We start from the raw sequence: 22,078 nt of genomic DNA on the forward strand, positions 1-22,078 counted from the left end.
CGCCGAGACCAGCCGGCCTGTTCCGGTGAAGTAGTTATAGACGTATGCCTGCCCGCTCACCCCGAGGCTGTCGGGGCTGAAGCTGACCGACTGGCTGCCGTTGTTGCGCGAGTATGCGAACACGTATGCCTCGCGCAGCCCGTTGTGCCCGGTCGAGGTCGCGGCCACCATCGGCGCGGCGCTGCTCGCCGCGACCGCCGCATAGGTGCTGTCGATCGGCATGATCGGGGTATCCGGCTTGACGATCACACCGTCCGCGCGCACCGACTTGAGCAGGTTCGAGGTGCTCTCCTTCCCGATCGCGTCGCCGACGCCGACCATGCCGCCGGACAGGGTCGAGAGCAGCAGGTTCTGCGTCTCAGTGCTCATGAACACGTCCGTCCACGGCCACACTCCGACCGCGCTGGCGAAGCGCGAGTCGAACAGGAAGTTGTCCCACTTGCTGCGGTCGAAGCGGTCCAGCGCGACCCGGGTGGTCTGCGCGTTCTGATACAGGGTGCTCTGCAGGTTGTTCCAGGGCAGCGCCATGCAGTACTGCAGCGTGATGCCTTGGGCGTTGGCGGAACCGGCCATGTTGCCCATGAACGCGTTCGGGTCGTTCAGGTTGTAGTTGGGCTGGGCCTGCGCCGAGAGCCAGTCCTGCTCGTAGGTGACCACCCCGGAGCTCTTGAGGTAGCTCATCGTGCTGTTCCAGAACACGGGATCGGTCGAGACGTTGTTGGACATCGTGTACTGCGAGCGGTACGGGCTGGATGAGTCGATCCAGCGGGCGTGGGTGATCAGCGGCAGGCCGAGCTGCTGCTGGAACGCGGCGAGGCCGTTCGGGAACAGCTGCGGCGCCGCGCGGTAGACGTACTCGCCGCCCGAATTCGGCGTCCAGCTGTCGGCCGAACCCTTCGGGTACCACCAGCTGTCCAGCTGCATGTACCCGAGCGGGACGCCCTTGCTCGCGAAGTCCTTGGCCACCGCTTCCAACGTGCCCTGATACCCCAGCGAGGTGTTGTAGCTGTAGTAGTAGGTGGCGCCGTTGTCGGTCCAGTAACCGAGCTTGTTCAGGGTGTCGTTCGCGTCGTTGGGAATCGGCTGCTTGCCACCCAGTGCCATCAGGGCACTGCCCCACGTGCTGTACGTGGTGTTGACGCCGTTGCCGAGCGTCAGCAAGGTGCGGTGGGTGAACCCGGACGGCAGCGTGCCGACGCTGGAGACGATCCCGGCCGTGACCGTGCCGCCGCTGCTACGGCTCAGGTTCGCCGCCCCGAAGTTGTCCGCGGGTGAGATCAGGAAGCTGTGACCCTGGCTGTCGAAGGCCAGCTCGGGACTGTCGTGCGCCGGGGTTCCGCCGAACTGGTACGGCGACCACGCGGCGTCCTGGAAGGACTCCCGGTACGAGAGCCCGGGCGTGGAGAAGGACGGGAAGGGCGTGCCGGCGGAGGACGAGTTCGACACGGAAGACCGGGTCGTCGAGGTGAACAACACGTTAGGCGTGTTCTGATACACTCGGATGCTGGCTGAGCGCGCGACGCTGTCGGTGTAGCTGAAGCCGATCTCCTGATAGGCGCCGATCGCGTCGCTGCCGGAGGTCGTGCTCTGGCTGGTCACCGCGTGCCCGACCGAGCCGGAGAACGTCCAGGACGCCGGCCGCGAGGTCTGGATCTGATAGCTGCCGTCCGCGTTGACGGTCGCGGTGATGCCCGAGCCGGAGACCGACGCGTGCGCCGCGACGGCGTACGCGTTGCCCTCCGTCATCGCGATCCCGGCCAGCAGTGCCAGGGCCGTCGGCGCGGCGACCCGAGCACGGGAGCGGCGAGCGCGCTGGCGCCGTGTCAGCGTTCGTTTGTTCATGCGGATATCTCTCCTTTGAGATCATCGGTACTTCGTCGCCGGGCGCGGCCTGCTACGGGATCTGTCCGGAGAAGGTCAGCTTCACCGGGCAGGCCAGGGCGCTGAACGGGGCGGTGCTCGACGGCACGGTGATATGCATGCCGCCGCTGTCCTGAGTGGGCTTGGGCAGGTTGATGTAGCTGCCGGAGGAGTTGTTCAGCAGCTGGGTGGAGACCAGGGTGCGGTGGATCCGAGGCCGCCCAGGCCTATCGCCGGCAGCCAGCAGCGTCCCCGGCCGACCTCGAACCTTGATACTTCGCATGATGGATGCCCCTCTTCCGCCGGCAGCGCGGCGGCGGGCGACTCGTCGAGAGCGGTCTTCGCCCGCCTAGTGGACGCGGAAGGTCATCAGGGAACGTCCGGGCACGGACGCGGTGAACGCGCCGCCGCTCAGCGAGATCGCGGCCTGCTGGGCGAGGCTGTTGCCCGAGTTGGTCAGGTACGGGGTCACGGTCCCGCTGGACAGCCCCGCCGCGGAGACCGCGTAGGTCGCCGACGTGCTGCCGCTGTTGGTGTTGAGGACCTCGACGATGACCGCGCCGTCGGTGTTCTTGAACGCGGCCACGTCCAGGCCGTTCCCGCTGGCCGCCGAGATCCGCGTCGCGCCGGGCCGCACGAACCGGCTGTAGCTGGCCAGCGAGTAGTACCGCTTCGCCGGGCTCAGCGTGGAGCCGCTCAGACCGATCAGGGAGCTGTCATGGCTGGTGGTGCTGATGCCCCAGAAGTAGCAGAACGCGTTGACATTGCCGCCGGTCATCGCGGTGTAGACGTTCTTCGCCCAGTTGAAGCCGTCGGCCTGGCCGCCGCCGTCCCAGGACGGATCCCAGGTGTTGCCGTTGATCGACCACTCCGACTCCCAGACCGGACGGCCGCCGGAGCTGATCGGCGAGGTCGGCGCGCCCGAGTAGCCGTGGCTGGTGAACACCCCGACCGCCGCGTTGGCCGCGGAGTTGCCTTCCACGGCGCTGACATAGCTGGGCAGCTGGTTGAATCCGAGCGTGTCGCAGCAGGTGATCTTCGTCGAGAGGCCCGCGGATCGCAGGGTCGGCCCCAGCACGGAGAGGAAGTTCACCGCCTGCGACTGTGTGAACAGCATGCTGCCGAAGCTGCTGGTGCTGGTCGCCGGCTCGTTGACGAACCCGAGCGTCGAGGGCGTCACGCCGGCCGAGGCCCAGAACTTCGCGTCCTGCACCAGATAGTTCGCATAGGCCTGACGCCAGTCACCGGAGGAGCAGGACACTCCGGGCACGCCGCACAGCCCGCCCTTGTCGGCGCTGTTGGTCATGTACGACGGCGGCGTCCAGGCGTTGTTGTAGAAGTTGGTCACTCCGTAGTTGTTCTTCGCCTGCAACGCCAGCCACAGCTGGCCGTCCTCCGTCCCCCCGTTGGACGGGTTCCACACGTAGTGCGGCGTGGCCGAGGGGCTGCCGGGGCTGGTCGGCTCGATCGAGTCGCCGCCGGACGGGATGTCGTTGCGCACGATGCTGAAGCCGGCGCCGTTCGAGGTGCTGAACAGCAGGTCCAGCGCCTGCTTCTGCGCCGACGCGCCCAACCCCCGGATCGCGTTGGCCATGTTGAACGACTCGGAGATGCCGAATCCGTCGATCTTCTGATACGAGCTGCCGCCGATGGTCACCGTGGGCGCGGCGTTCGCCGGTGCGCCGAACGCGAACACCGACGCGATGCCCGCGACGCCGGCCGCCCCAGCGGTGATCCAGCGCGCGCGGTGTGTGGTTCTGGACATGGTGGACTCCCTGTCAGCCGTCATCCGGTGGGTGAAGACGGCTTCGTTCGTGCCGTGATGGATCGTTTGATGAGCGCCTAGCGGTAAATCAGGCCACTGCGCCCGTGCTCTGCGACGGCGCGGATGGATAGCAGTCGCCTGACAGAATCGGCGCATCGCAGCCCGGATGTCGGCAGCGGCGACATCCCATTGATGTGAGCGTTAACAGCCCTGGTGGGCGGCTCAGCCCGGGCACCAGCTGTGGTTCATTTCCGCACGTCCTTGGGCGAGTGTGGGTATGAGGGCGGCAAACTGCGCGGCTTCGCCGCAGCTCGCGATCATGCGATCGCACAACCGCACGGCCGATGCTGAGACCTGGCCCCCTTTTGCGTCAACGGGCTGAACAAATGTGTCCGAAAAGTGCGTTATGCCTGTCGAACGGTCGTCGAACAGCGTCTATTGGCCGACACTCTTTCGCCCGGGGTCAACCGGCGCGCGCGCGGGCGCTGGGTGGGCGTGCGCCCCCGCGACGAGCTCGCCGGCCGGCTCGACCTGCCCGTGCTCGTCGACAACGTCGGCAACCTCGGCGCGCTGGCCGAGGTCACCTGGGGAGCCGGGCAGGGCGCCCAGGTCGCCGTCTACATCAACAACTACAACTACACCCGCCCCTACCGGCTGGTGTTCGCCTTCCACTGGCTCGGCGGCACCGCGACCGACGCGGCGACCGGGCGCACGGTCCTGGCCGGCGTCTGGTCCTACTACGGCCTCCAGCGGCTCTCGAACAACTCGACGATCTTCGTCGCGCCGCAGGGCATCAACAACGGCTGGGCCAACACCAACGGCCGCGACCTGACCTTCGTCGACGACATGCTCAGGCAGTTCGAGTCAGTCGGTGAAGGGCCGGCAAACCTGCCTTCCCGGCCTGACGTGGCAGTTCTTCACCCAGTTCTAAGTCACGCCGCAGTGCGCGGCGCGGAGAGGTGCGCATGCCCTCCGCGCCGCGCGCCTCACAGTCAACGGCCGCTCGGTCTCGCCGGGCTGATATACGGCCCGTCAGCTATACGGCCCGTCAGCCCGTAGTGCGTCGGAGAGGGACTTGACGCCGCCGTGGGCGGTCAGTCCGCCATCGACGGCGATCTCGGCGCCGGTGATGTACGAGGCCGCATCCGACAACAAGAATGCGACCAGGGGTGCGACCTCATGCACCGTACCGGTGCGACCGAGCGGGGTTTCGCGGACGTTGGCGGCACGGAACGCTGGATCGGCGGATGCCGTCATCTCGGTGTCGATGAATCCGGGGTGGATGGTGTTGACGCGGATTCCGCGCGGGCCCAGTTCGAGGCAGGCGGCCTTGGACAGGCCGCGCAGCGCCCATTTGCTCGCGGTGTAGGCGACCGGGTAGTGGCCGGTGAGCGCGGCGGTGGAGCCGATGTTGACGATCGCGGAGCCCGGGGGCATGAGCGGGGCGAGGTGCTGGATACCGAGCAGCGGGCCGGTGACGTTGACGGCGTGGACGCGGGCGAAATCCCGCGGCTCGACTTCGTCGAGACGGGCGCGCCAGGTCACGCCGGCGTTGTTGACCAGGCCGTCCACCTGGCCGTGGGTGTCGCGCAGTTCGGTCGTGAGCGCCGTCCATTGATCGGCGTCGGTCACGTCCAGAGGCAGGCAGCCCGGTGCGGATCGGCTGTCCACTGCGATGACTGTCGCGCCGTGCTTGGCGAGCAGGGCGGCCTCGGCCGCGCCTTGGCCGCGTGCGGCTCCGGTCACCACGATCACCTTGCCGAACAGGTTGATCATGGCCGGGTCCGCGGGCGTTTGCGGGCGAGGGGCACGGGGACAGGCTCGGCGCCGGTGACGACCGTGTTCGCGGTGGTGCCGATGCCCTGTGCGGTGAGCGTGACGAGGTCGCCGGGTTTCAATGCCGGCGGGGTCTGCTCGCCGCGTACGCCCCAGAGTTCCGCCAGGCAGCCGCCGTTGCCGCAGGTGCCGGAGCCGAGGACGTCCCCGGGGCGCACCTCGGTGCCGCGTGAGGCGTAGGCGACCATGTCCTCGAATGTCCAGCTCATGTTCGAGAGCAGATCCCGGCCGACGACCTCGCCGTTGACCTCGGCGGCGAGGGCGAGTGCGAGGAATCCGTCGGCGGCGCGGTACGGCTCGAGCTCGTCCGCGGTGACCAGCCACGGGCCGAGCGTGGTGGCGGTGTCCTTGCCCTTGCACGGTCCGAGTCCGACTTGCATCTCACGAGATTGCAGGTCGCGAGCTGACCAGTCGTTCATGACCGTGTAGCCGACGATGTGGTCGCGCGCCTGTTCGGGAGTCAGGTCGCGTCCCGCGCGCCCGACGACGGCGGCGACTTCGAGCTCGAAGTCGAGCACGTGCGCGCCGGGCGGCATCGGCACGTCGTCATGGGCGCCGATCACGGCGTAGGGGTTGGTGAAGTAAAAGGTGGGTGCGTCGTACCAGGCGTCGGGGACGCCGCGCGTCCGATCGACGCTGCGCCGCACCCCTTCTACGTGTTCTTCGAAGGTGACGAAGTCGCGGATGGTCGGCGGCTGAATCGGCGCCAGCAGGCGGACTTGGTTCGCCGGCGGACCGGGATCGCCCGCCAAGGCCTGAGCTCCAGCGGCGCGCAGTGCGTCCGTACCGGTGCTGATCAGGTCGATCAATTGAGCACCGCCCGGAAGCGGATGGATGCGGTCGATCTCGTCCACGGCGCCGCAGGAGACGTGCCCGTCGTGCTGATAGGTGACGAAGCGCATGGCGGCTCAGACCGGCGGGGCGACGAACACGCCGCGGTCGACGTCGTTGAAGGACTCCTTGGCGATCAGTTCGTTCATCGGGTTCGCGGTCCCCCACTGGTCGGTGACCTCGGGCTGGGAGAAGTCGTACACGTGCGGGTGCCAGGCGTCCTCGTCGAGTTCTTCGAGTTCGGTGGTGTATTCGACGGTGTTGCCGTGCGGGTCGAGGAAGTAGGAGAAGGTGTTGTTCCCGGCGAGATGGCGTCCTGGACCCCAGATCTTGCGCACTCCGGCACGCAGCAGCCGGCCGGTGCCGTACATGTACTCGTCGATGCCGCGCATCTCGAATGAGACGTGGTGCAGCGAAGTGTGCGGGCCGCGGGCGAGCGCCATGGAGTGGTGCTGGGTGCTGATGCGCATGAAGTGCATCACCTCGCCCAGGTGCGGAGAGGAAAGGCTGTCGGAGAGCCGGAATCCGAGATGGCGCTCGTACCAGGCACGAGTGCGGTCGAGGTCGGGCGTGTTGACCACGACGTGCGAGAGACGCACCGGGATCGATTCCTTCTCCTCGATCCTGCGATGTTCGCGTGCTGCGACATCCGCCGAGACCTCGATGGTGCGCCCGTCCACGTCGAAGAAGCGGAATCCATAGCCGCCGCCGGGAGTCTGCATGGCATCGGGCTGTGTGATGAGCGTGACGCCTTCGGTGGCGAGCTGCGCGGCGAGGGCGTCAACGTCGGCGGGCGTCGCCGCGCCATAAGAGATAAGGTCCACGCGCTTCTCGTCGGCTTTGCGCAGCCGGATGACGTACTGCTCGGGTGATCCTTCTGCGGCCAGGAACGCGATCCCGGGATCCTTCACCACCGGAGTCAGGCCCCAGACGCCGGAGTAGAAGTCGAGCTGCTTATCGTAGTCCGGAACGGCCAGGTCGACGTGACGCAGGTGGGTCAGAAATCTGGGCATCGTCATCGTGTCCTTACTCTGAGCGGAGGTCGAGCAGCGCGGCGGCGTTGCCGCCGGCTATCGCGTCGTGGGCGGACGGCGGAAGTTCGGCAGCGCGCAGATCTCCGAGCGGGTCTTCGCTGCCCATGTCGAAGGGGAAGTCCGAGCCGAGCAGGATCCGGTCGGCCCCGGCGGCGCGCACGAGGGACCAGAGGGCGGCCCTGTCGTGCACGAGCGAGTCGAAGTAGAGGCTGCGCAGGTAGCTGCTTGGTTCGCGCGCGCAGCCGCGAGCATCGGGCCGCACCCTCCAGGCTCGGTCCGCCCGGCCGATGTGGACCGGCAGGTAGCCGCCGCCGTGCGCCGCGACGATCCGCAGACCGGGATGCCGGTCGAGGACTCCGGAGAAGATCAGATGAGAGAGCGCGACGGCGTTCTCGGTCGGTTGTCCGACTGAATTGGACAGGTACCAGCGGTTGAGCCTCTCCTCGAGGGTGCAGCCGAACGGGTGCAGAAAGATCAGGGCATTGGCCTGTTCGGCGTGTGCCCAGAACTGCTCGTAGGCCGGATCGCTCAGGTCGCGTCCTGGCGCGTGGCTGGAGATCTCCACGCCGAGCAGGCCGAGCGCGAGGGCGTGTTCGAGGGCTTCGACGAGCTGGTCGGGGTGCTGGAGCGGAACCAGGCCGAGGCCGCGCAGCCGGTCTGGGGCTTGCGCGCAGTGCGCGGCCGTCGCGACGTTCGCCTCCCGCCACACCGTCCGTGCCGTGCCGGGGTCGGTCCAGTAGTGGTAGTGCGACGGGGACGGGCTGACCAGTTGAACGTCGATTCCTTGTTTGTCCATGGCCGCCAGGCGCTGGGTGACGTCGGTGAGCAGCGGGATGCGTTCGGCGACCATGGGTCCGCTGACGGCCAGCGCCTCGGGGCCGTTGCGCCGGGCGTCGAGCGCCTTCGCCTCGGCGAAGCCGGGTCGGCCCGCGACGAGTGATTCGACGGCGGGGAGGAGAACGTGTGCGTGTACGTCGACGGTGTGCGACGCGCTGGAGGCGACCGGATGCATGGCCATCAGGGACGCTCCTTGAGCGGGCTCAGGGTGCGACCGATCAGTCCGGGCACATCGGCGTCGCGCACACCGTCGAGTTGCCACTGGCCGAGTTGCACCGAGGCGTCGACGACCGGACGCACGCGCGCGATGCGCCGCTCGTAGTACTCCTGCAGCAGTTGGCCGTCCCAGGTCTCACGGCTGGTCAGCAGTTCTGCCAGCACGAGAGCGTCCTCAAGCGACATCGCGGCGCCTTGGGCGAGGGTCGGTGGACACGCGTGCGCAGCGTCGCCGACGAGCACGACGCGGCCGCGGTGCCACGATCCTTCGACGAGCAAGCGGTCGAACCACGTGTAGTTGACCATCGCCTCGTCGGTGATGCTCTTGGCGATCTGCGGCCACACGCCACCGTATCCGGCCGCGAGGTCGCGCATCCGGGCGGCGTAAGACGCGGGATCGAGGGACGTGCGGTGGTGGCATCCTTCGACGAGGTAGGCGTAAAGGGTTGATTCACTGGTCGGGCAGTATCCGGCGATATAGCAGCGACCGCCGTAGGCCAGGTCGGTGCGGGTCACCTGCAGCGGACGGGGCGCGGCGACGCGCCAGATCGCCATGCCGGTGGGTTCGGGCTTCTGCGCTATGCCGATCGCGGCGCGCGTCCTGGAGTTCAGCCCGTCCGCGGCGATGACCAAGTCGTATCGGGAGGTCCGCCCGTCGCTGAAGTCGACGGTGACGCCGTGCGGATCCTGGACCAGTGCCTCGGCGGTGACACCCAGCCGCAGGTCGGCCCCGCTCGCGCGCACGGCGCCGAGCAGGATCTGCTGCAGGCGCGGGCGCTGCATGCCGAGGGTCGCGGGCAGGTCGTCGCCGCCGGTGCGGATGTCCTTCTGGACATGCAGCACGGTGCCGTCGGGGATCGTGATCCCCACTTCGTCGAACGCGTAGCCTTCGCGTCGCACCTGCTCCCAGACGCCGAGTTCCCGCAGCACGCGCAGTGCGTTGCCTTGCAGGGTGATGCCGGAGCCGACGGCGGCGTTCCCGTCGGATGCGACCTCGACCAGGTCGACGTCGATACCGGCGCGGCGCAACAGGATCGCCGCGGCGTTGCCGGAGGTACCGGCGCCGATCACGAGGACGCGGCGCGGCGACGAAGCTGAGTCTGAGGGCTGGGTCATCGTTGACTCTCCAGGAGCGGATGTGGCGGCCGCGGGAAGACGGCGGAAGCGGGGGATGCGGCTAAAGCGGTCACTTGACCGCGACGGGGTTGATCGGTGAGCCGACCGCACCGGTGATCGGAAGCGGCGCGGCGGTGAGGAAGAACTCGTGGACGCCGTCCGCGGCGCAGTCGGCGGCCAGGGCGTCCGGGTCCCACATCTCGCCGATCAGCAGGCCGAGGTGCGGGATCGCGACCTGGTGCAGCGGCTGGAAGGAGTGCTCGAACTCGTTCGGGCGCACCTCGAAGCCCCAGGTGTCGGTGGCGATCGCGGCGATCTCGGTGCGGTGCAGCCAGCCGGCGGCGGTGAAGGAGAGCCCGGGAGCCGGACCGCCCGCGTAGTCGCCCCAGCCCTCGCGCCGGGCGCGCGACAGCTGCCCGGTGCGGACGAGCACGATGTCGCCGCGCCCGACGCCTGAGCCGGCGCCCTGCGCGTCGATGGTCGCGCGCAGGTGGTCCTCGGTGATGGCGAAGCCGTCGGGCAGTTCGCCCCGTTCGTCGCCGAGCACGCGGCCGACGTCCAGCAGAACGCCTCGGCCGGCCACATGTGCGGCCATGTGCTCGATCCCGGTGACCCGGTCGCCGTCGGAGGTGACCGTCGCGGCCGCGTCCCGGCCGTTCCACGCGCGGCCGTGGTCGAAGATGTGGCCGAGCCCGTCCCATTGGGTCGAGCACTGCAACGGCATCGCGATCACGTCGTCGGCGCCGCCGATGCCGTGCGGGAACCCCTGGTTCCCGGCCGCCGCGTCCGTTCCGGTGTCGAGCATCGTGTGCACCGGGTTCGTACGCCGCCGCCACCCCTTCTGCGGGCCGTTCATGTCAAAGCTCTGCGCGAGGGAGAAGCTGCGCCCGGTGCGGATCAGCCGGCCCGCGGCGGCGCGCGCGTCCGATGTCAGGAAATTGAGCGTGCCCAGGACGTCGTCCGCTCCCCAGCGGCCCCAGTTGGAATACTGGGCGGCGGCCTTGGCTATCTCGCCCTCTGGATCCGTGCGGTCCAAGGGCGTCTCAGGCGAAGTCGAAGCCAACGTCACTGCGCACTCCCCCGTGCCTGTCGCGGCGCGACACACCGGGTGCGCTGTCCGCCGAGGCCGGTGATGGTGCCCTCCATGACGTCGCCGTCGCGCAGCAGGCGCCCCCAGTGCAGGCCGTTTCCGGCCGGACTGCCGGTGAGCACCAGGTCACCGGGCCACAGCACGGCGTACTGCGAGATGTACGCGATCAGCCGGGCGACGCCGAAGAGCATGTCCTTGGTGGACTCGTCCTGCATCGTCTGGCCGTTGAGCGTCAGCGTCACCTGCAAGTCGCCCGGGTCGCCGACGAACTCGGCGGGCACCAGGTAAGGGCCGAGCGGAGTGAATCCGGGGGCGTTCTTGCTGCGCAGCCAGTCGGTCCCGATCGCCGGCATGTCGGGACGGAACACCGAGGCCCGGTCGGTCAGATCGTTGGCGATGGTGTACCCGGCCACATGGTCGAGCGCCTGTGCGGTCTCCACACGGTGCGTGCGGCAGCCGATCACGACAGCCAGTTCCAGCTCCCAGTCCGGCTTCGCCGCCCAAGACGGCAGCTCGACATCGTCATACGGCCCGGTGATGCTGCTTGGCAGACCGATGAACACGTAGGGCTGGTCCTCACGGGCACGCCGATCCATGACCGCGGCTACTTCGGCGCGGGCCTGCTCCGGCGAGCGCGGGTCGTCCGGAGAGCGGTGCGCGACTTCCAAGTCGATCACGTGCTGCCGGTAGTTGGCCCCCGCCTGGAAGATCTGCCGCGGCTGAACCGGGGCGAGCACCCGAAGCCCATTGAGCGCGTGTCCCGGCCGCGAGCGGTCTGAAGCCAACCGATGCAATTCAGGCAGCGTCACCTGCCACTCCGCCAGCACCGCGAGCAGGTCGGTCGGCGCGCTCGGCAATGCCTGACGCAGGTCGAGGACCCGGTCGCCCACAACCAGGCCCGGGAACGCGTCGCCGGCGTCCGCGGTCTGGAAAGTGCCGAGCGCGAACGGCGCGGAGGGTTGCTCGGAGCGTTGCGAGGGGGTTTCCACAAGGTTGCCTTCCTGGTCTCTTCGGCTACTGTGGCTGCCACGTCGTGATCAGGGAAATCGATTCTTCTGATAGTTGGAATCGACGGCGTGGATATGACCTGGGAGCTGCGGTGAACCTGGCCCGACTCGACCTGAACCTGGTGGTCGCGCTGCGCGCGCTGCTCGAGGAGCGCGGCGTGACCCGCGCCGCGCGCAGGGTGGGATTGAGCCAGCCGGCGATGAGCGCCGCGCTGGCGCGGCTGCGCCGCCACTTCGACGACGAGTTGCTGGCCCGGGTCGGCGGGACGTACGAGCTGACCCCGCTCGGCACCGCGCTGCTGGAACGCACGAGCACCGCGTGCGACCTGCTTGAGCGGGTCTTCTCCAGCCAAGCCGAGTTCGACCCGGCCACCGAGGGCCGCGAGTTCACGCTGCTCGGCACGGACTATGGAGCAGCGGTCTTCGGCCCGAAACTGGCCCAGGTGCTGCACCGCGAGGCCCCGGCGGTGCGGCTGACCTTCCAGCAGGCCACGTCCGCGGTCGTGGACGACACCGGCAGCACGCTGAGCACCGTGGACGGGTTGCTCATGCCGCACGGCATCATCGACGGCTTTCCCGCAGTCGAACTCTTCCAGGACCGATGGGTCTGCGTCACCGCACCCGACAATCCAGAGGTCGGCGAGGTGCTGACCATCGGCGATCTCGGCCGGCTGCCTTGGGTGGTGTATCAACGTGCGTACGACGCGCCGGCAGCGCGCCAGCTCAGCATGATCGGGGTCAGCCCGCGCGTGGAGGTCTCGGTGCAGAGCTTCCAGCTGATCGCGCACTTCCTGGCGGGCACCCAGCGCGTCGCCCTGCTCCAGGAGCGCCTGGCGAACCTGGTCGCCGGCACCGCGCCGATCAGGATCCTGCCTTGCCCGTTCGCCGCCGTGCCGGTGCAGGAGGCCATGTGGTGGCACCCGCTGCACACGCGCGACGCCGCGCACGTCTGGTTGCGTGAAACCGTCGCACGTGTCGGTGGCTCACTCGGCGGGCCGAGATCGCCGAGCTAGCCCGAGTCCGCCCTATCCATACGGTGGATATCCGCTATCGATGCAAACGTCTTCCCTTTGTGAACGCCGTCGCTCACAGTGAGGGGCACCGCAGCCGGTCCTGGCGCGGTTTCGCCGGTCGTGTACCGCGCTCCTCCTGACCATCGACGTTCTGCGAGGCCACCTTGCCTGCTTCCTCTCCCCCCACCCTGCCGCCGTCCCTCGAACAACAGGAATCTGACACCCCTGGCGTCGGTCGCGCACAACTCGCGCTCCTGCTGGCCGGCAGCTGCATGCCGGTGCTCGGTGCCACGCTCCTTTCTCCGCTGCTCTCCCGCATCTCGCACCACTTCGCCGGCACTCCCGGCGTCTCAGTGCTCGTACCGCTCGTGCTGGCCGTGCCCGCGCTGCTGATCGCGCTCGCGGCCCCGTTCGCCGGACGGATCGCAGACGCGCTAGACCGCAAACGGCTGCTGGTGGCGGCGATGGCGGCTTACTCGGTGTTCGGCACGGCTCCGCTCTATCTCAGCTCCCTGAAGGCCATTCTCGTCAGCCGGATCCTGGTCGGGCTGTGCGAGGCGGCGATCATGACCTGCTGCACCACGCTGATCGGCGACTACTGGACCGGTGCGCGCCGCCGCCGGTACCTGGGTCTGCAGACTCTCGTCGCCACGCTTGCCGCCACCGTGTTCGTCGTGCTCGGCGGGGCGCTCGGCAACGGCGACTGGCGCGCGCCGTTCTGGGTCTACGCGGTGGCCGCATTGCTCGCCGCACCCATGGCGCTCCTTCTGCCGCAGCCCGCGCAGCGTCGTGCGGCCCGACAGCGGGAGGCCGCGAAAGTGCCCGCGCCCTGGCGACAGGTCGCCGTGCCGGCGGCCGTCAGCGTGTTCGGCGGCGTCGTCTTCTACGTGCTGCTGGTGCAGCTCTCCTACGTACTCGATGGTGCGGGGGTTAAGTCCTCCGCCGCAGTCGGGGGTCTTACCGGCCTGATGTCGCTTGCCACCGCCGTCGGTGCGGCGCTGTTCGCCCGCATGATCCGGCGCGGTCACCGCACCCTGCTCACCGCGCAATTCGCCTTGGCCGGGCTCGGCCTGCTGCTGGTGTTCGCCACCACCGCGGTGCCGGTGATCGCCCTCGGCGCCGTGGTGACCGGCTTCGCCACCGGGGCTATGCTGCCCACCCTGCTGACCTGGGCTGTGGAAGGGCTCGACTATGCGCAGCGGGGACGTGGCACCGGCCTGTGGACCGCCGCGCTGTTCCTCGGCGAGTTCCTCAGCCCGCTGATTGTCTCGGCGCTCGGCGCGGGGCTCGGCGGTCTGCGCCCGGCCCTGGCCGCGCTCGCCGTCGCGGCGTTGGCCATGGGGGCTCTCGCTCGCACTGCGCTCCCTATCGGAGCCTCCCGGATTGGCGCGAGGAGCAAGGTGCCCTCCGTCGCCGCCGAATCCTGACGGCTCGCGGCGGGGGAGAGAAACTTCCTGGGAAGGAACTCTCCCCCGTTGCTGTCCGGATCGAGCCCGCGCGGCCGCGGCTAACGTCTGATCAGGCCTTGGGAGTGGAGGTCCGCCCACAAGGCTTCGGGGACGGGCCGCCGGTAGAGCTCGACGTTGCGCGCCACCTGCTGCGGGGTGCGCATGCCGAGCGTGACGTTGACGACGGCTGGGTGGGTGAATGGGAAGGCGATGGCCGCGGCGGGGAGCGTGGTGCCGTGGCTCTGGCAGACCTCTGCGATCGCCTGCGCGCGAGCGACGAGGTGCGCGGGAGCGTCCTGATAGTCGTACTTCATGCCGGCGGCCGGCTGGTCATTCGCCAGGAGGCCGGAGTTGAACACGCCGACCGCGACCACGCTCCTGCCGTGCTCCACCGCCGCGGGCAGCACGTCGTCAAGGGCGCCCTGGTCGAGCAGGGTGTAGCGGCCGGCCAGCATGACCAGGTCGGCGGCCGTTTCGCGCAGGAACCTGGCGAGCATCGCGGACTGGTTCATCCCGGCGCCGATCGCGCCGATGACTCCCTCGTCGCGTAGCTGCGCGAGCGTGGGCATGGCCTGGTCGGCGGCCTGCTGCCAGTGCTGGTCCGGATCGTGCACGTAGACGATGTCGAGGCGGTCAAGGCCGGTGCGCTTCAGTGTCGCCTCGATGGAGCGCAGCACGCCGTCCCGGCTGAAGTCCCATTGTCTGCGCACGTCGTCGGGGACGGCGAATCCGTCGTCGTCGACGCCGGTCGGGTTCTCGTTGGGGACGAGCAGGCGGCCGACCTTGGAGGAGAGCACGTATTCGTCGCGGGGGCGGTCGCGCAGCGCCGCACCGAGGCGGCGTTCGGACAGGCCGAGTCCGTAGTGCGGCGCGGTGTCGAAGTAGCGGATGCCCGCGTCCCACGCCGCGGCGACCGCGGCCAGCGCCTCTTCGTCGGGCGTGGCGCGGTAGAGGTTGCCGATGACCGAGGCGCCGAACCCGAGATCGGTCAGCGCGAGCGGGGTGTCGGTGACCGCGCGGCGGTTCATCGGCGGCTGGGCGTCTGTGGTGCTCATCGGCCGAGCCACCCTCCGTCGACGGGGAGGATCGTGCCGTGGATGTAGGCGGCGGCGTCGGAGGCGAGGAAGACGGTGGCTCCGGCGAGGTCGCCGGGGTTGCCCCAGCGTCCGGCGGGGATGCGCGCGAGGATCGCCGCGTTGCGCTGCGGGTCGTCTTGGAGGGCTTGGGTGTTGTCGGTGGCGATGTAGCCGGGGGCGATGGCGTTCACGTTGACGCCGTGCGGCGCCCATTCGTTGGCCAGCGCCTTGGTCAGTCCGGCGACGGCGTGCTTGGCGGCGGTGTAGCCGGGCACGGTGATGCCGCCTTGATAGCTGAGCAGCGACGCGGTGAAGATGATCTTGCCGTATCCGCGTTCGACCATGGTGGCGCCCAGGGCGCGGGCGAGGCCGAACTGCGCGGTGAGGTTGACCTGCAGCACCAGGTTCCAGTCGGCGTCGCTGTGCTGGGCCGCGGGGGTGCGCCGGATGGTGCCGGCGTTGTTGACCAGGATGTCGATCGGGCGCGCCCGTGCGGCCAGGTTCTCGGCGAGGGCGTGGACGGCGTCCGGGTCGGCGAAGTCGGTGCGGATCGCCTCGAAGGCGCGCCCGGCGGCGGTGACGTCCTTCTCCACGTCGCTGCCGGAGGGCTCCAGGTTGGCGCTGACGCCGATGACGTCCGCGCCGGCCTCGGCCAGCGCGCGGGCCATCGCGCGGCCGATGCCGCGACGCGCGCCGGTGACCACGGCCAGGCGCCCGGTCAGATCGAAGGGGTTCACGCCGCTCCCGCCTCTGCCGATTCGTCGGTGCAGTCAATCAGGACCTTCATCACGTCGCCGCCGGCCTCCAGGGCCTCGAATGCGGCCGGCGCTTCCGTCAGCGGCACGACTCTACTGATCAGCTGTTGCGCCGGAATCGTGTCCTCGGCGACCAGGCGCACGGCGGTCTCGAAGTCCGTGCGGTCGTAGAGCCGCGCGCCGATGAGGGTCAGTTCGCGCCAGAAGAAACGGTGCAGGTTCACCTCCCGGGGGCGGGGGTGGATGGCGACCAGGCACAGCCGGCCGCGCACCGCGAGCACATCGACGGCGGTCCGCACGCCGGCCTCGGCGCCGGAGACCTCGAAGGCGACGTCCGCGCCGGCGTCGCCGGTCCAGTCTTGGACGAGTTGTGAGACGTCTTCTGCTGCGGGATCCCAGACGGTCAGGCCGAGCTGCTCGGCCAGCCGCCGCCGGTGGGCGCTCAGCTCCACCACGCGCACGTCGGCTCCGGCCGAGCGGGCGACCAGGGCGATCAGCACGCCGACCGGGCCGCCGCCGACCACGACGACCCGCTCGCCTTCGCGCACGCCGGCGCGGCCCACGTCGTGTACCGCCACGGCCGTGGGCTCGACCAGCGCCGCGCGGTCCAGCGGCAGGGAGCCGGGCAGCCGCACGAGCGTGTCGGCGGGCACCGTCCAGCGCTGCTGCATCGCCCCGGGCGAGTCGATGCCAATGAAATCAAGGTTCTGGCATACGTGCCGGTTGCCGCGCAGGCACGCCGGGCAGGTCCCGTCCCAGCGCAGCGGCATCACGGTCACCGGGTCGCCCGGCGCGAACCCCTCGACGCCCGCTCCGACGCGCACCACCCGCCCGGACATCTCGTGTCCGATCACGGCGGGCGCCTTCACCCGCGCGTCCATGTCGCCGTGGAAGATGTGCAGGTCGGTTCCGCAGATCCCGACATAGGCCGGGGCCAACTCGACGGATCCGGGTCCCGGAGGCGCGGCGTCGGCTGTGTCGGCTGCACCGATCGTCAAGACACGGGCACCGGTGTATCGCGCGGCGAGCGTAGTCGTCATCGTGTCAAAGTCCTTCCACAGCGGCGCCGCGGCGCCGTTCTTTCGGGATATCTCGGATTGGATCTGTCCGGGGGCCGCAGTTCGGGTTCGCGGCCCCCGGACAGAGCTCACGGTCTTGCCTGGCTCACGGTCTTGCCTGGCTCACAGTGTTGCCGGGAGCAGCAGCGTCAACCGAGGTTCCACTGCTGGTTGGCGCCGCCGTTGCAGGTCCACAGTTCCACCAGGGTGCCGTTGGCCGTGTTGCCTCCGGTCACGTCGAGGCAGAGGCCGGACTGCACGCCGGTGATGGTTCCGTTGGGGTTGATGCTCCACTGCTGGTTGGTCTGGCCGTTGCAGGTCCACAGGTCGACCTTCGTGCCGTTGGTCGTGCCGTTTCCGAACGCGTCCAGGCACAGCTGGCTGCTGCCGCTGAAGAGGGAGATCTGGCCGGCAGCGTTGCGCGTCCAGGCCTGGTTGCCGCCGCCGTTGCAGTCCCAGATCTCCTGCTGGGTGCCCAGCGTGGTGGTGGAGTTGGGGTCGTCCAGGCACCGGTTCGCGCCCACTGCGGTGAACCGGGCGGTTCCGACGCCTCCGTTGGTGATCACTCCGGACTGGTTGATGACCTCCTGCGCGCCGGCCGGCCAGCTCGTCCCGCTCACCTGGACATTGCCGGTCAGCACGTTGTTGTGCGGCGAGCCGGTGGCGACGTTGGCGCTGCCGTTGTTGTACCAGTTGTTGGCGAAGGTGTTGTCGTCGGTGTTGTTGTTGGAGTTGGCGTTCGTGAACGCCCACTCGCCCTGGTCCTGCAGGACGTTGTTCTGCAGTGTGATGTAGCGCGAGCCCTCGTCCATATAGAGGCCGATGCTGAACTGGTCGTCGTATACGTAGTTGTCGGCGAACACGCTGCCCGGGCTGGCGGACAGGTTGTACAGGCTGCCGCCGTCGTGGAAGAGCTTCTTCGTCCCGTGGATCTTGTTGTAGGTGACGATGTTGTTCTTCAGCGTCGTCGGCGTCTGGTAGATCGGCTGGTAATTGTAGGTGCCGCGGTTCACATAGTCCTGACTGCCGCCCGGGTCGTTGATGCCCCAGCCCCAGCCGACGTCGATGCCGTCGTAGTCGAGGTTTGAGACCTCGTTGTGCGTGATGACGGCTTGGGTGACGTAGGTGGACAGGATGCCGGGCATCTCCTTGTAGTCTTCCGCGACGCCGTTGACGGTGTTGTTGCTGATCGTGATGTACTGGTTCGTCATCGCGGCGTTCGAGGGGTGGTGGGCGTCCGGCTGCACGCCACCCACGACGACGCCGCCGCCTGAGTCGTCGGTGAAGGTGTTGTGGTCGGCCGTGACGTACGAGGCGCCGAGGCCGACACCGGTCGCGACGGCGTTCGCGTCCTGGCCGATGCCCAGTCCGACCTCGCCGAGGTGCGTGAAGGTGTCACCGCTGAAGCTGATGTTGTTCGCCGCCGAGACCTGCACGGCCGCCGGAATCTCATCGAGGCTGTTGCGGGTGGCCTCGAAGCCGGAGCAGCCGGAGTTGCAGGAGGTCAGGAAGTCCGCGGGCTCGGTGGTGTAGGACTGCGCCAGGAATGTGCCGGCCTGCTGGTCGGCGTAGCCGATCGAGGTGCCGGGCGTGAGCCAGGTGGTGTGCTGGAAACTGATGCCCTGGAAGGCGAGGTTGTGCGCCGGGCTGGTGTAGCTGCTGCCGCCGATGTCCAGCAGCGAGGTCAGCCGGGGCAGTTCGATGTCGTGCGCGCCGGGCGTCCAGCCGGAGGGCGCCTTGTAGTAGAGCTGTCCGGCCGACGGGTCGATGAACCACTGCCCGGTGGTGTTGAGGAAGGAGTAGGAGTTCTCCAGATACAGCTGGCCGCCGGCGTAGGGGCTCTCGATCGTGTCGTAGCCCCAGTCGTTGTTCTGCCAGGCCGGCTCCTGCATGGTGATGGTCGTGCCGCTGATGCTCTGCACGGGCGAGTAGTGGTCGGTGAAGGAGTTCTGCGCCTCCAGCTCGATCCGGCTCTGCTCCGCCAGGTTGGCGAGGTAGTTCAGGTTCGAGTTCCTGATGGTCATACCGGTGCTGGTGAACGCGACGTCGGTGCGGGCGATGGAGATCGCGGCCCGCGGGGCGAGCGCGCCGTCGACGTAGAGCTGGCGCGAGTCGACGCCGGTGGAGATCGGCGCGGACCAGATGTTGTTGGCCGAGTCGTGCAGCGTCCAGCCGGTGATCTGCTGTCCCCCGGAGAGTACCGGCGTCTGGCCGGAGGCCGCCTGCCAGGTGACGGTGAATCCGTTGCTGCCCGAGTCCGCGGCGGCGAAGGCCAGCGGCGCGGAGAGGCGGTAGGTGCCTCCGGCCAGCTGGACCACGATGTTGCCGGTCATGTTGCCGTCGATGGCCTCGACGGACGAGCGCGCCTGGGTCAGCGAGCACGGCGCGGCGGACGTGCAGGAGGTGCCGCTGCCGGTCGGGGACACGAAGAGGGTGGTGGTGGAGGCGGCGCTCGCAGCCGTCGGGATGACGGCGATGGCGCAGGCCGCGGCGGTCGCGGACGCGGTGACCAGTGCCGTTCTCACGGTTACCGGCCGAGGACGGCCGGCGCGGGCCCGGGGGGTGGACGTCATTGTCTTCCTTTTCCTGCGTGCATGGGTGATGTGCGTGGTTGAACTTCCTTGTCGAACTTCCTTGCGTGTGCGCCGCCCGCGTGGGGCGGTTCAGGCACCTGACTCGTCACTCAGGTGCCAGATCTCGGGCAGGTCCAGCCAGCGGCTGCCGGTCGGGGACTGCGGCCAGGGCTCCTGGCAGGGGTCGGTGAACGTCCACCAGCGCTGCGATTCGGGGTCGGCCTTTATGGTGGCCAGGTCGGCATCGAAGTCGTCGCCGTGGTACTCGTAGTAGGCGAAGAGCATGTCGTCCTGGATGAAGATGCTGTAGTTGCTGATGTGCGCGGCGCGCAGTGCGGCCTCGACGCCCGGCCAGACTTCGCGGTGCAGCGTGAGGTACTCCTCGCGGCGCTCGGGCACCAGCCGGGCTATTTGGGCGATTCGCTTCATGCCAGTCCTCTCAGCTCAGTTCCGGACGTGTGTCGTCGGAAGGGATGGCGCGCGCCCGGTACACGCGCTGTGCGTTCGTGCGCAGCACCGCGTCGGCGATCGCTGTCGGGTACGCGGAGAGTGCGTCGTGGACCAGGTCGAACCAGTCCTCGTAGGAGGTGGCCAGCGTCATCACCGGCCAGTCGCTGCCGTAGAGGCAGCGTTCGGCGCCGAAGGCGTTGAGTACTTCGTGCAGCAGGGAGATGACGGCCGGCCGCGGCGTGCTCGGGTCGATCTCGGTCGCCACGCCGGAGAGCTTGCATACGACGTTGCCGCGTTCTGCCAGCCGCCGCAGCGCCTGCCGCCATGGAGATTGGCCTGGGGCCGCCGATTTCGGCTTGCCGAGATGGTCCAGGACGATGGTTGTCCCCGGGCAGGCCGCTGCGAGTTCCGTCAACTCAGCGAGCTGATGTTCGCGTACACAGGCGTCGAACGGCAGGCCGGCTTCGCCGAGCAGTCGCACGCCCGCGCGGAAGCCGGCGTCAGCGGTGAAGCCGGCCGGCTCGTCCTGGATGTTGCGGCGCACCCCGACGACGAACGGGTCGTCGGCGTACCTGCGGATCATCGTCTCGGCCGAGGCGGGGCCTTCGAGCGGCACGTGCGCGACGGCGCCCGCGATCCACGGGTGCTGTTCGGACTCGCTGCGGACCCACTCGATCTCGGCAGGGGCGTGCTGCTCGGCCCGGCCCGCTTCGACGAAGATGACCGAGGTGCCGCGCGGCCGGAACGCGTCGAAGGCCTCAGGTGTGAAGGGGCGATTGAGCGGCGGCGCTTCGCTCAGCCAGGGATAGCCGATGCGCCGGGGATCCCAGAAGTGGACGTGCGAGTCGAGCACCGCTTGGGCGCTGTGGCGGTTCGGAGCGTCAGGGTTCTGGTTCGTGGCTGTCATCGGGTACCGCCTTGTTGGTCGGCGTCTGCGTCGGCGTCGGCGTTTGCATCGAACGGGGTGCGGTAGGTCTGTGGGCGGGTGCGCAGGTCGAGTTGCAGCGTCAGGCGCACGCGTGTGGAGCGGGGAAGTTCGACGGTGAGCCAGGGCCCGTTGACGTCAGCCGTGTCTGTCGTTTCGTCGGGCTCGCGGTGGCCGTAGTCGTAGAGGTCGCCGATCCAGGAGGGGTCCTCGCAAGTCGTGTAGGTGACGGCGCGGATGGTGTGCTCCGCAAAGGCTCCGGCCTGCACGATGAGCGTGTGCGCGCGTTCCGGGTCGAGGTTGATCAGCTCTACGGTGGTGGCTCGCGGGTCGATGCTGGACACAAGCGCGGCGACGTGGGGCGGTAGGCCGGGGCGGCGGTCGTCGGCGTCGTAGTAGCGCACGCGTGCCTGCTGTAGGCCGCCGTTGTAGATGACCTGCGGTCCGCCCCAGGTCAGCTGCACCAAGGCTTCGGTGACCACCGGGTTGGACTGCTGCCAGACGTGGATGTCAGCCTCAGGCACGTCGAGGTCCCGGTAGCGCTCCATGCGCGCCAGGCGGTGGCGCACCTGCGCCTGGGCGGCCGCCAGGATCTTCTCCGGGTACTGAGGATCGTCGCCGGCGAGGAAGGCGAACCAGGGTTCTTCGTGCCCTGATTCCTCCTTGCTGCGGAAGGGACGCACGGTGCGCCAGTCGTGGCCAGCGGCCTCACGCAGCCGCTTGATGCGCTCGAGGTCGGCGTCGTCTGCGGAGTGGTGCCAGAGCGCGGCGGGAACGACCAGTGGCAACGGGTTGTAGTCGAACCAGCCACGGTCGCTGTGTCGATAGGGGACGTGCAGCGTGGGGGTGTGCACGTCGTCGAGCAACTGAATGGTCCACTTGGACTGAAGGCTCGAGTCCGCTTCTGCAAAAGACAGGGTCTTGCCTTGGGCGATGATCTCGTCGAGGGCCGGGCGCACCAGGTCGAGGAAGGAGTCGTCTCCGGTGACGGCGGCCGCGCTAAGTGCGGCGACCGCTGCGGCGTGCCCGACGCTGTGCCAGCCGTGTGGCCAGTTCCAGCCGTAGTGTCCGCCGTACCAGCGGCCGTCGAGCAGTCCGCCGACGGTGCCGTCGGGGGCGACGTTGTCGGGGAGGATGCCGCCGTTGGCGGCGGCCCGCTCGCGCCAGGCGCCGACGTATTCGGTGATC

19 protein-coding genes and 1 pseudogene are annotated in these 22,078 nt (G+C 68.9%); 3 read left to right on the top strand and 17 right to left on the bottom strand.

Annotated features, from left to right (window positions below; genetic code table 11):
- The 3 genes from VFB40_RS13020 to VFB40_RS13030 form a co-directional block, all read right to left on the bottom strand.
- Positions 1-1,842: hypothetical protein (locus tag VFB40_RS13020; protein ID WP_324850349.1), on the bottom strand; the 1,842-nt coding region annotated here is incomplete at its 3' end.
- A gap of 52 nt (positions 1,843-1,894) precedes the next feature.
- Positions 1,895-2,143: a hypothetical protein gene (locus VFB40_RS13025; protein WP_324850351.1), complete on the bottom strand. Its 249-nt coding sequence runs from the start codon at positions 2,141-2,143 to the stop codon at positions 1,895-1,897.
- Positions 2,144-2,209: 66 nt separating this feature from the next.
- Positions 2,210-3,625, bottom strand: a complete 1,416-nt coding sequence (locus tag VFB40_RS13030) for a glycoside hydrolase (RefSeq protein ID WP_324850353.1) — start codon at positions 3,623-3,625, stop codon at positions 2,210-2,212.
- Positions 3,626-4,264: 639 nt separating this feature from the next.
- Between VFB40_RS13030 and VFB40_RS28570 the strand changes: the two are divergent.
- A pseudogene (locus VFB40_RS28570) lies at positions 4,265-4,492 on the top strand (cellulose binding domain-containing protein); the annotation flags it as partial.
- A 165-nt stretch (positions 4,493-4,657) separates the two neighbouring features.
- On the opposite strand, the gene VFB40_RS13040 reads toward VFB40_RS28570, so the two are convergent.
- The 7 genes from VFB40_RS13040 to VFB40_RS13070 form a co-directional block, all read right to left on the bottom strand.
- Positions 4,658-5,401, bottom strand: coding sequence for an SDR family NAD(P)-dependent oxidoreductase (locus VFB40_RS13040; RefSeq protein WP_324850357.1), 744 nt, complete (start codon positions 5,399-5,401; stop codon positions 4,658-4,660).
- Positions 5,398-6,363 carry a fumarylacetoacetate hydrolase family protein gene (locus tag VFB40_RS13045; protein ID WP_324850359.1) on the bottom strand — a complete coding sequence of 322 codons (966 nt, stop codon included), beginning with the start codon at positions 6,361-6,363 and terminating at the stop codon, positions 5,398-5,400. The genes VFB40_RS13040 and VFB40_RS13045 overlap by 4 nt, the downstream gene beginning before the upstream one ends.
- A gap of 6 nt (positions 6,364-6,369) precedes the next feature.
- Entirely contained in the window at positions 6,370-7,305 is a 936-nt protein-coding gene (locus VFB40_RS13050) for a VOC family protein (RefSeq protein WP_324850361.1), read from the bottom strand.
- A 13-nt stretch (positions 7,306-7,318) separates the two neighbouring features.
- On the bottom strand, positions 7,319-8,338 hold the full coding sequence (locus tag VFB40_RS13055) for an amidohydrolase family protein (RefSeq protein WP_349261463.1): 1,020 nt from the start codon (positions 8,336-8,338) through the stop codon (positions 7,319-7,321).
- Positions 8,339-8,343: 5 nt separating this feature from the next.
- On the bottom strand, positions 8,344-9,495 hold the full coding sequence (locus tag VFB40_RS13060; protein ID WP_324850365.1) for an FAD-dependent oxidoreductase: 1,152 nt from the start codon (positions 9,493-9,495) through the stop codon (positions 8,344-8,346).
- Positions 9,496-9,565: 70 nt separating this feature from the next.
- Positions 9,566-10,564 carry a cyclase family protein gene (locus VFB40_RS13065; RefSeq protein ID WP_324850367.1) on the bottom strand — a complete coding sequence of 333 codons (999 nt, stop codon included), beginning with the start codon at positions 10,562-10,564 and terminating at the stop codon, positions 9,566-9,568.
- Positions 10,561-11,574 carry a fumarylacetoacetate hydrolase family protein gene (locus VFB40_RS13070; RefSeq protein ID WP_324850369.1) on the bottom strand — a complete coding sequence of 338 codons (1,014 nt, stop codon included), beginning with the start codon at positions 11,572-11,574 and terminating at the stop codon, positions 10,561-10,563. The genes VFB40_RS13065 and VFB40_RS13070 overlap by 4 nt, the downstream gene beginning before the upstream one ends.
- A 110-nt stretch (positions 11,575-11,684) precedes the next feature.
- Between VFB40_RS13070 and VFB40_RS13075 the strand changes: the two genes are divergently transcribed.
- Together VFB40_RS13075 and VFB40_RS13080 are read left to right on the top strand one after the other, a co-directional pair.
- Positions 11,685-12,605, top strand: coding sequence for a LysR family transcriptional regulator (locus tag VFB40_RS13075; RefSeq protein WP_324850370.1), 921 nt, complete (start codon positions 11,685-11,687; stop codon positions 12,603-12,605).
- A 272-nt stretch (positions 12,606-12,877) separates the two neighbouring features.
- Positions 12,878-14,032, top strand: a complete 1,155-nt coding sequence (locus tag VFB40_RS13080) for an MFS transporter (protein WP_324850373.1) — start codon at positions 12,878-12,880, stop codon at positions 14,030-14,032.
- 80 nt (positions 14,033-14,112) lie between these two features.
- On the opposite strand, the gene VFB40_RS13085 is transcribed toward VFB40_RS13080, so the two are convergent.
- The 7 genes from VFB40_RS13085 to VFB40_RS13115 form a co-directional block, all read right to left on the bottom strand.
- Positions 14,113-15,081, bottom strand: coding sequence for an aldo/keto reductase (locus VFB40_RS13085; protein ID WP_349261464.1), 969 nt, complete (start codon positions 15,079-15,081; stop codon positions 14,113-14,115).
- Between the two features lie 23 nt (positions 15,082-15,104).
- On the bottom strand, positions 15,105-15,866 hold the full coding sequence (locus VFB40_RS13090; protein ID WP_324850376.1) for an SDR family oxidoreductase: 762 nt from the start codon (positions 15,864-15,866) through the stop codon (positions 15,105-15,107).
- Positions 15,863-16,924 (bottom strand): zinc-dependent alcohol dehydrogenase, encoded by a 1,062-nt coding sequence (locus VFB40_RS13095; protein WP_324850378.1) that lies wholly within the window; start codon positions 16,922-16,924, stop codon positions 15,863-15,865. The genes VFB40_RS13090 and VFB40_RS13095 overlap by 4 nt, the downstream gene beginning before the upstream one ends.
- Positions 16,925-17,091: 167 nt before the next feature.
- A complete protein-coding gene (locus tag VFB40_RS13100) occupies positions 17,092-19,515 on the bottom strand; it encodes a ricin-type beta-trefoil lectin domain protein (RefSeq protein ID WP_414642086.1) in 2,424 nt (807 codons plus the stop codon).
- Positions 19,516-19,605: 90 nt separating this feature from the next.
- Positions 19,606-19,944 carry an L-rhamnose mutarotase gene (locus VFB40_RS13105; RefSeq protein ID WP_324850382.1) on the bottom strand — a complete coding sequence of 113 codons (339 nt, stop codon included), beginning with the start codon at positions 19,942-19,944 and terminating at the stop codon, positions 19,606-19,608.
- Between the two features lie 10 nt (positions 19,945-19,954).
- Positions 19,955-20,872 (bottom strand): amidohydrolase family protein, encoded by a 918-nt coding sequence (locus tag VFB40_RS13110; RefSeq protein ID WP_324850384.1) that lies wholly within the window; start codon positions 20,870-20,872, stop codon positions 19,955-19,957.
- On the bottom strand, positions 20,869-22,078 hold a 1,210-nt coding region (locus VFB40_RS13115; protein WP_527249194.1), incomplete at its 5' end, for a DUF8034 domain-containing protein. The genes VFB40_RS13110 and VFB40_RS13115, both read right to left, overlap by 4 nt.

The sequence above is a fragment of the Actinocrinis sp. genome, from assembly GCF_035650855.1.
Taxonomy (GTDB): Bacteria; Actinomycetota; Actinomycetes; order Streptomycetales; family Catenulisporaceae; genus Actinocrinis.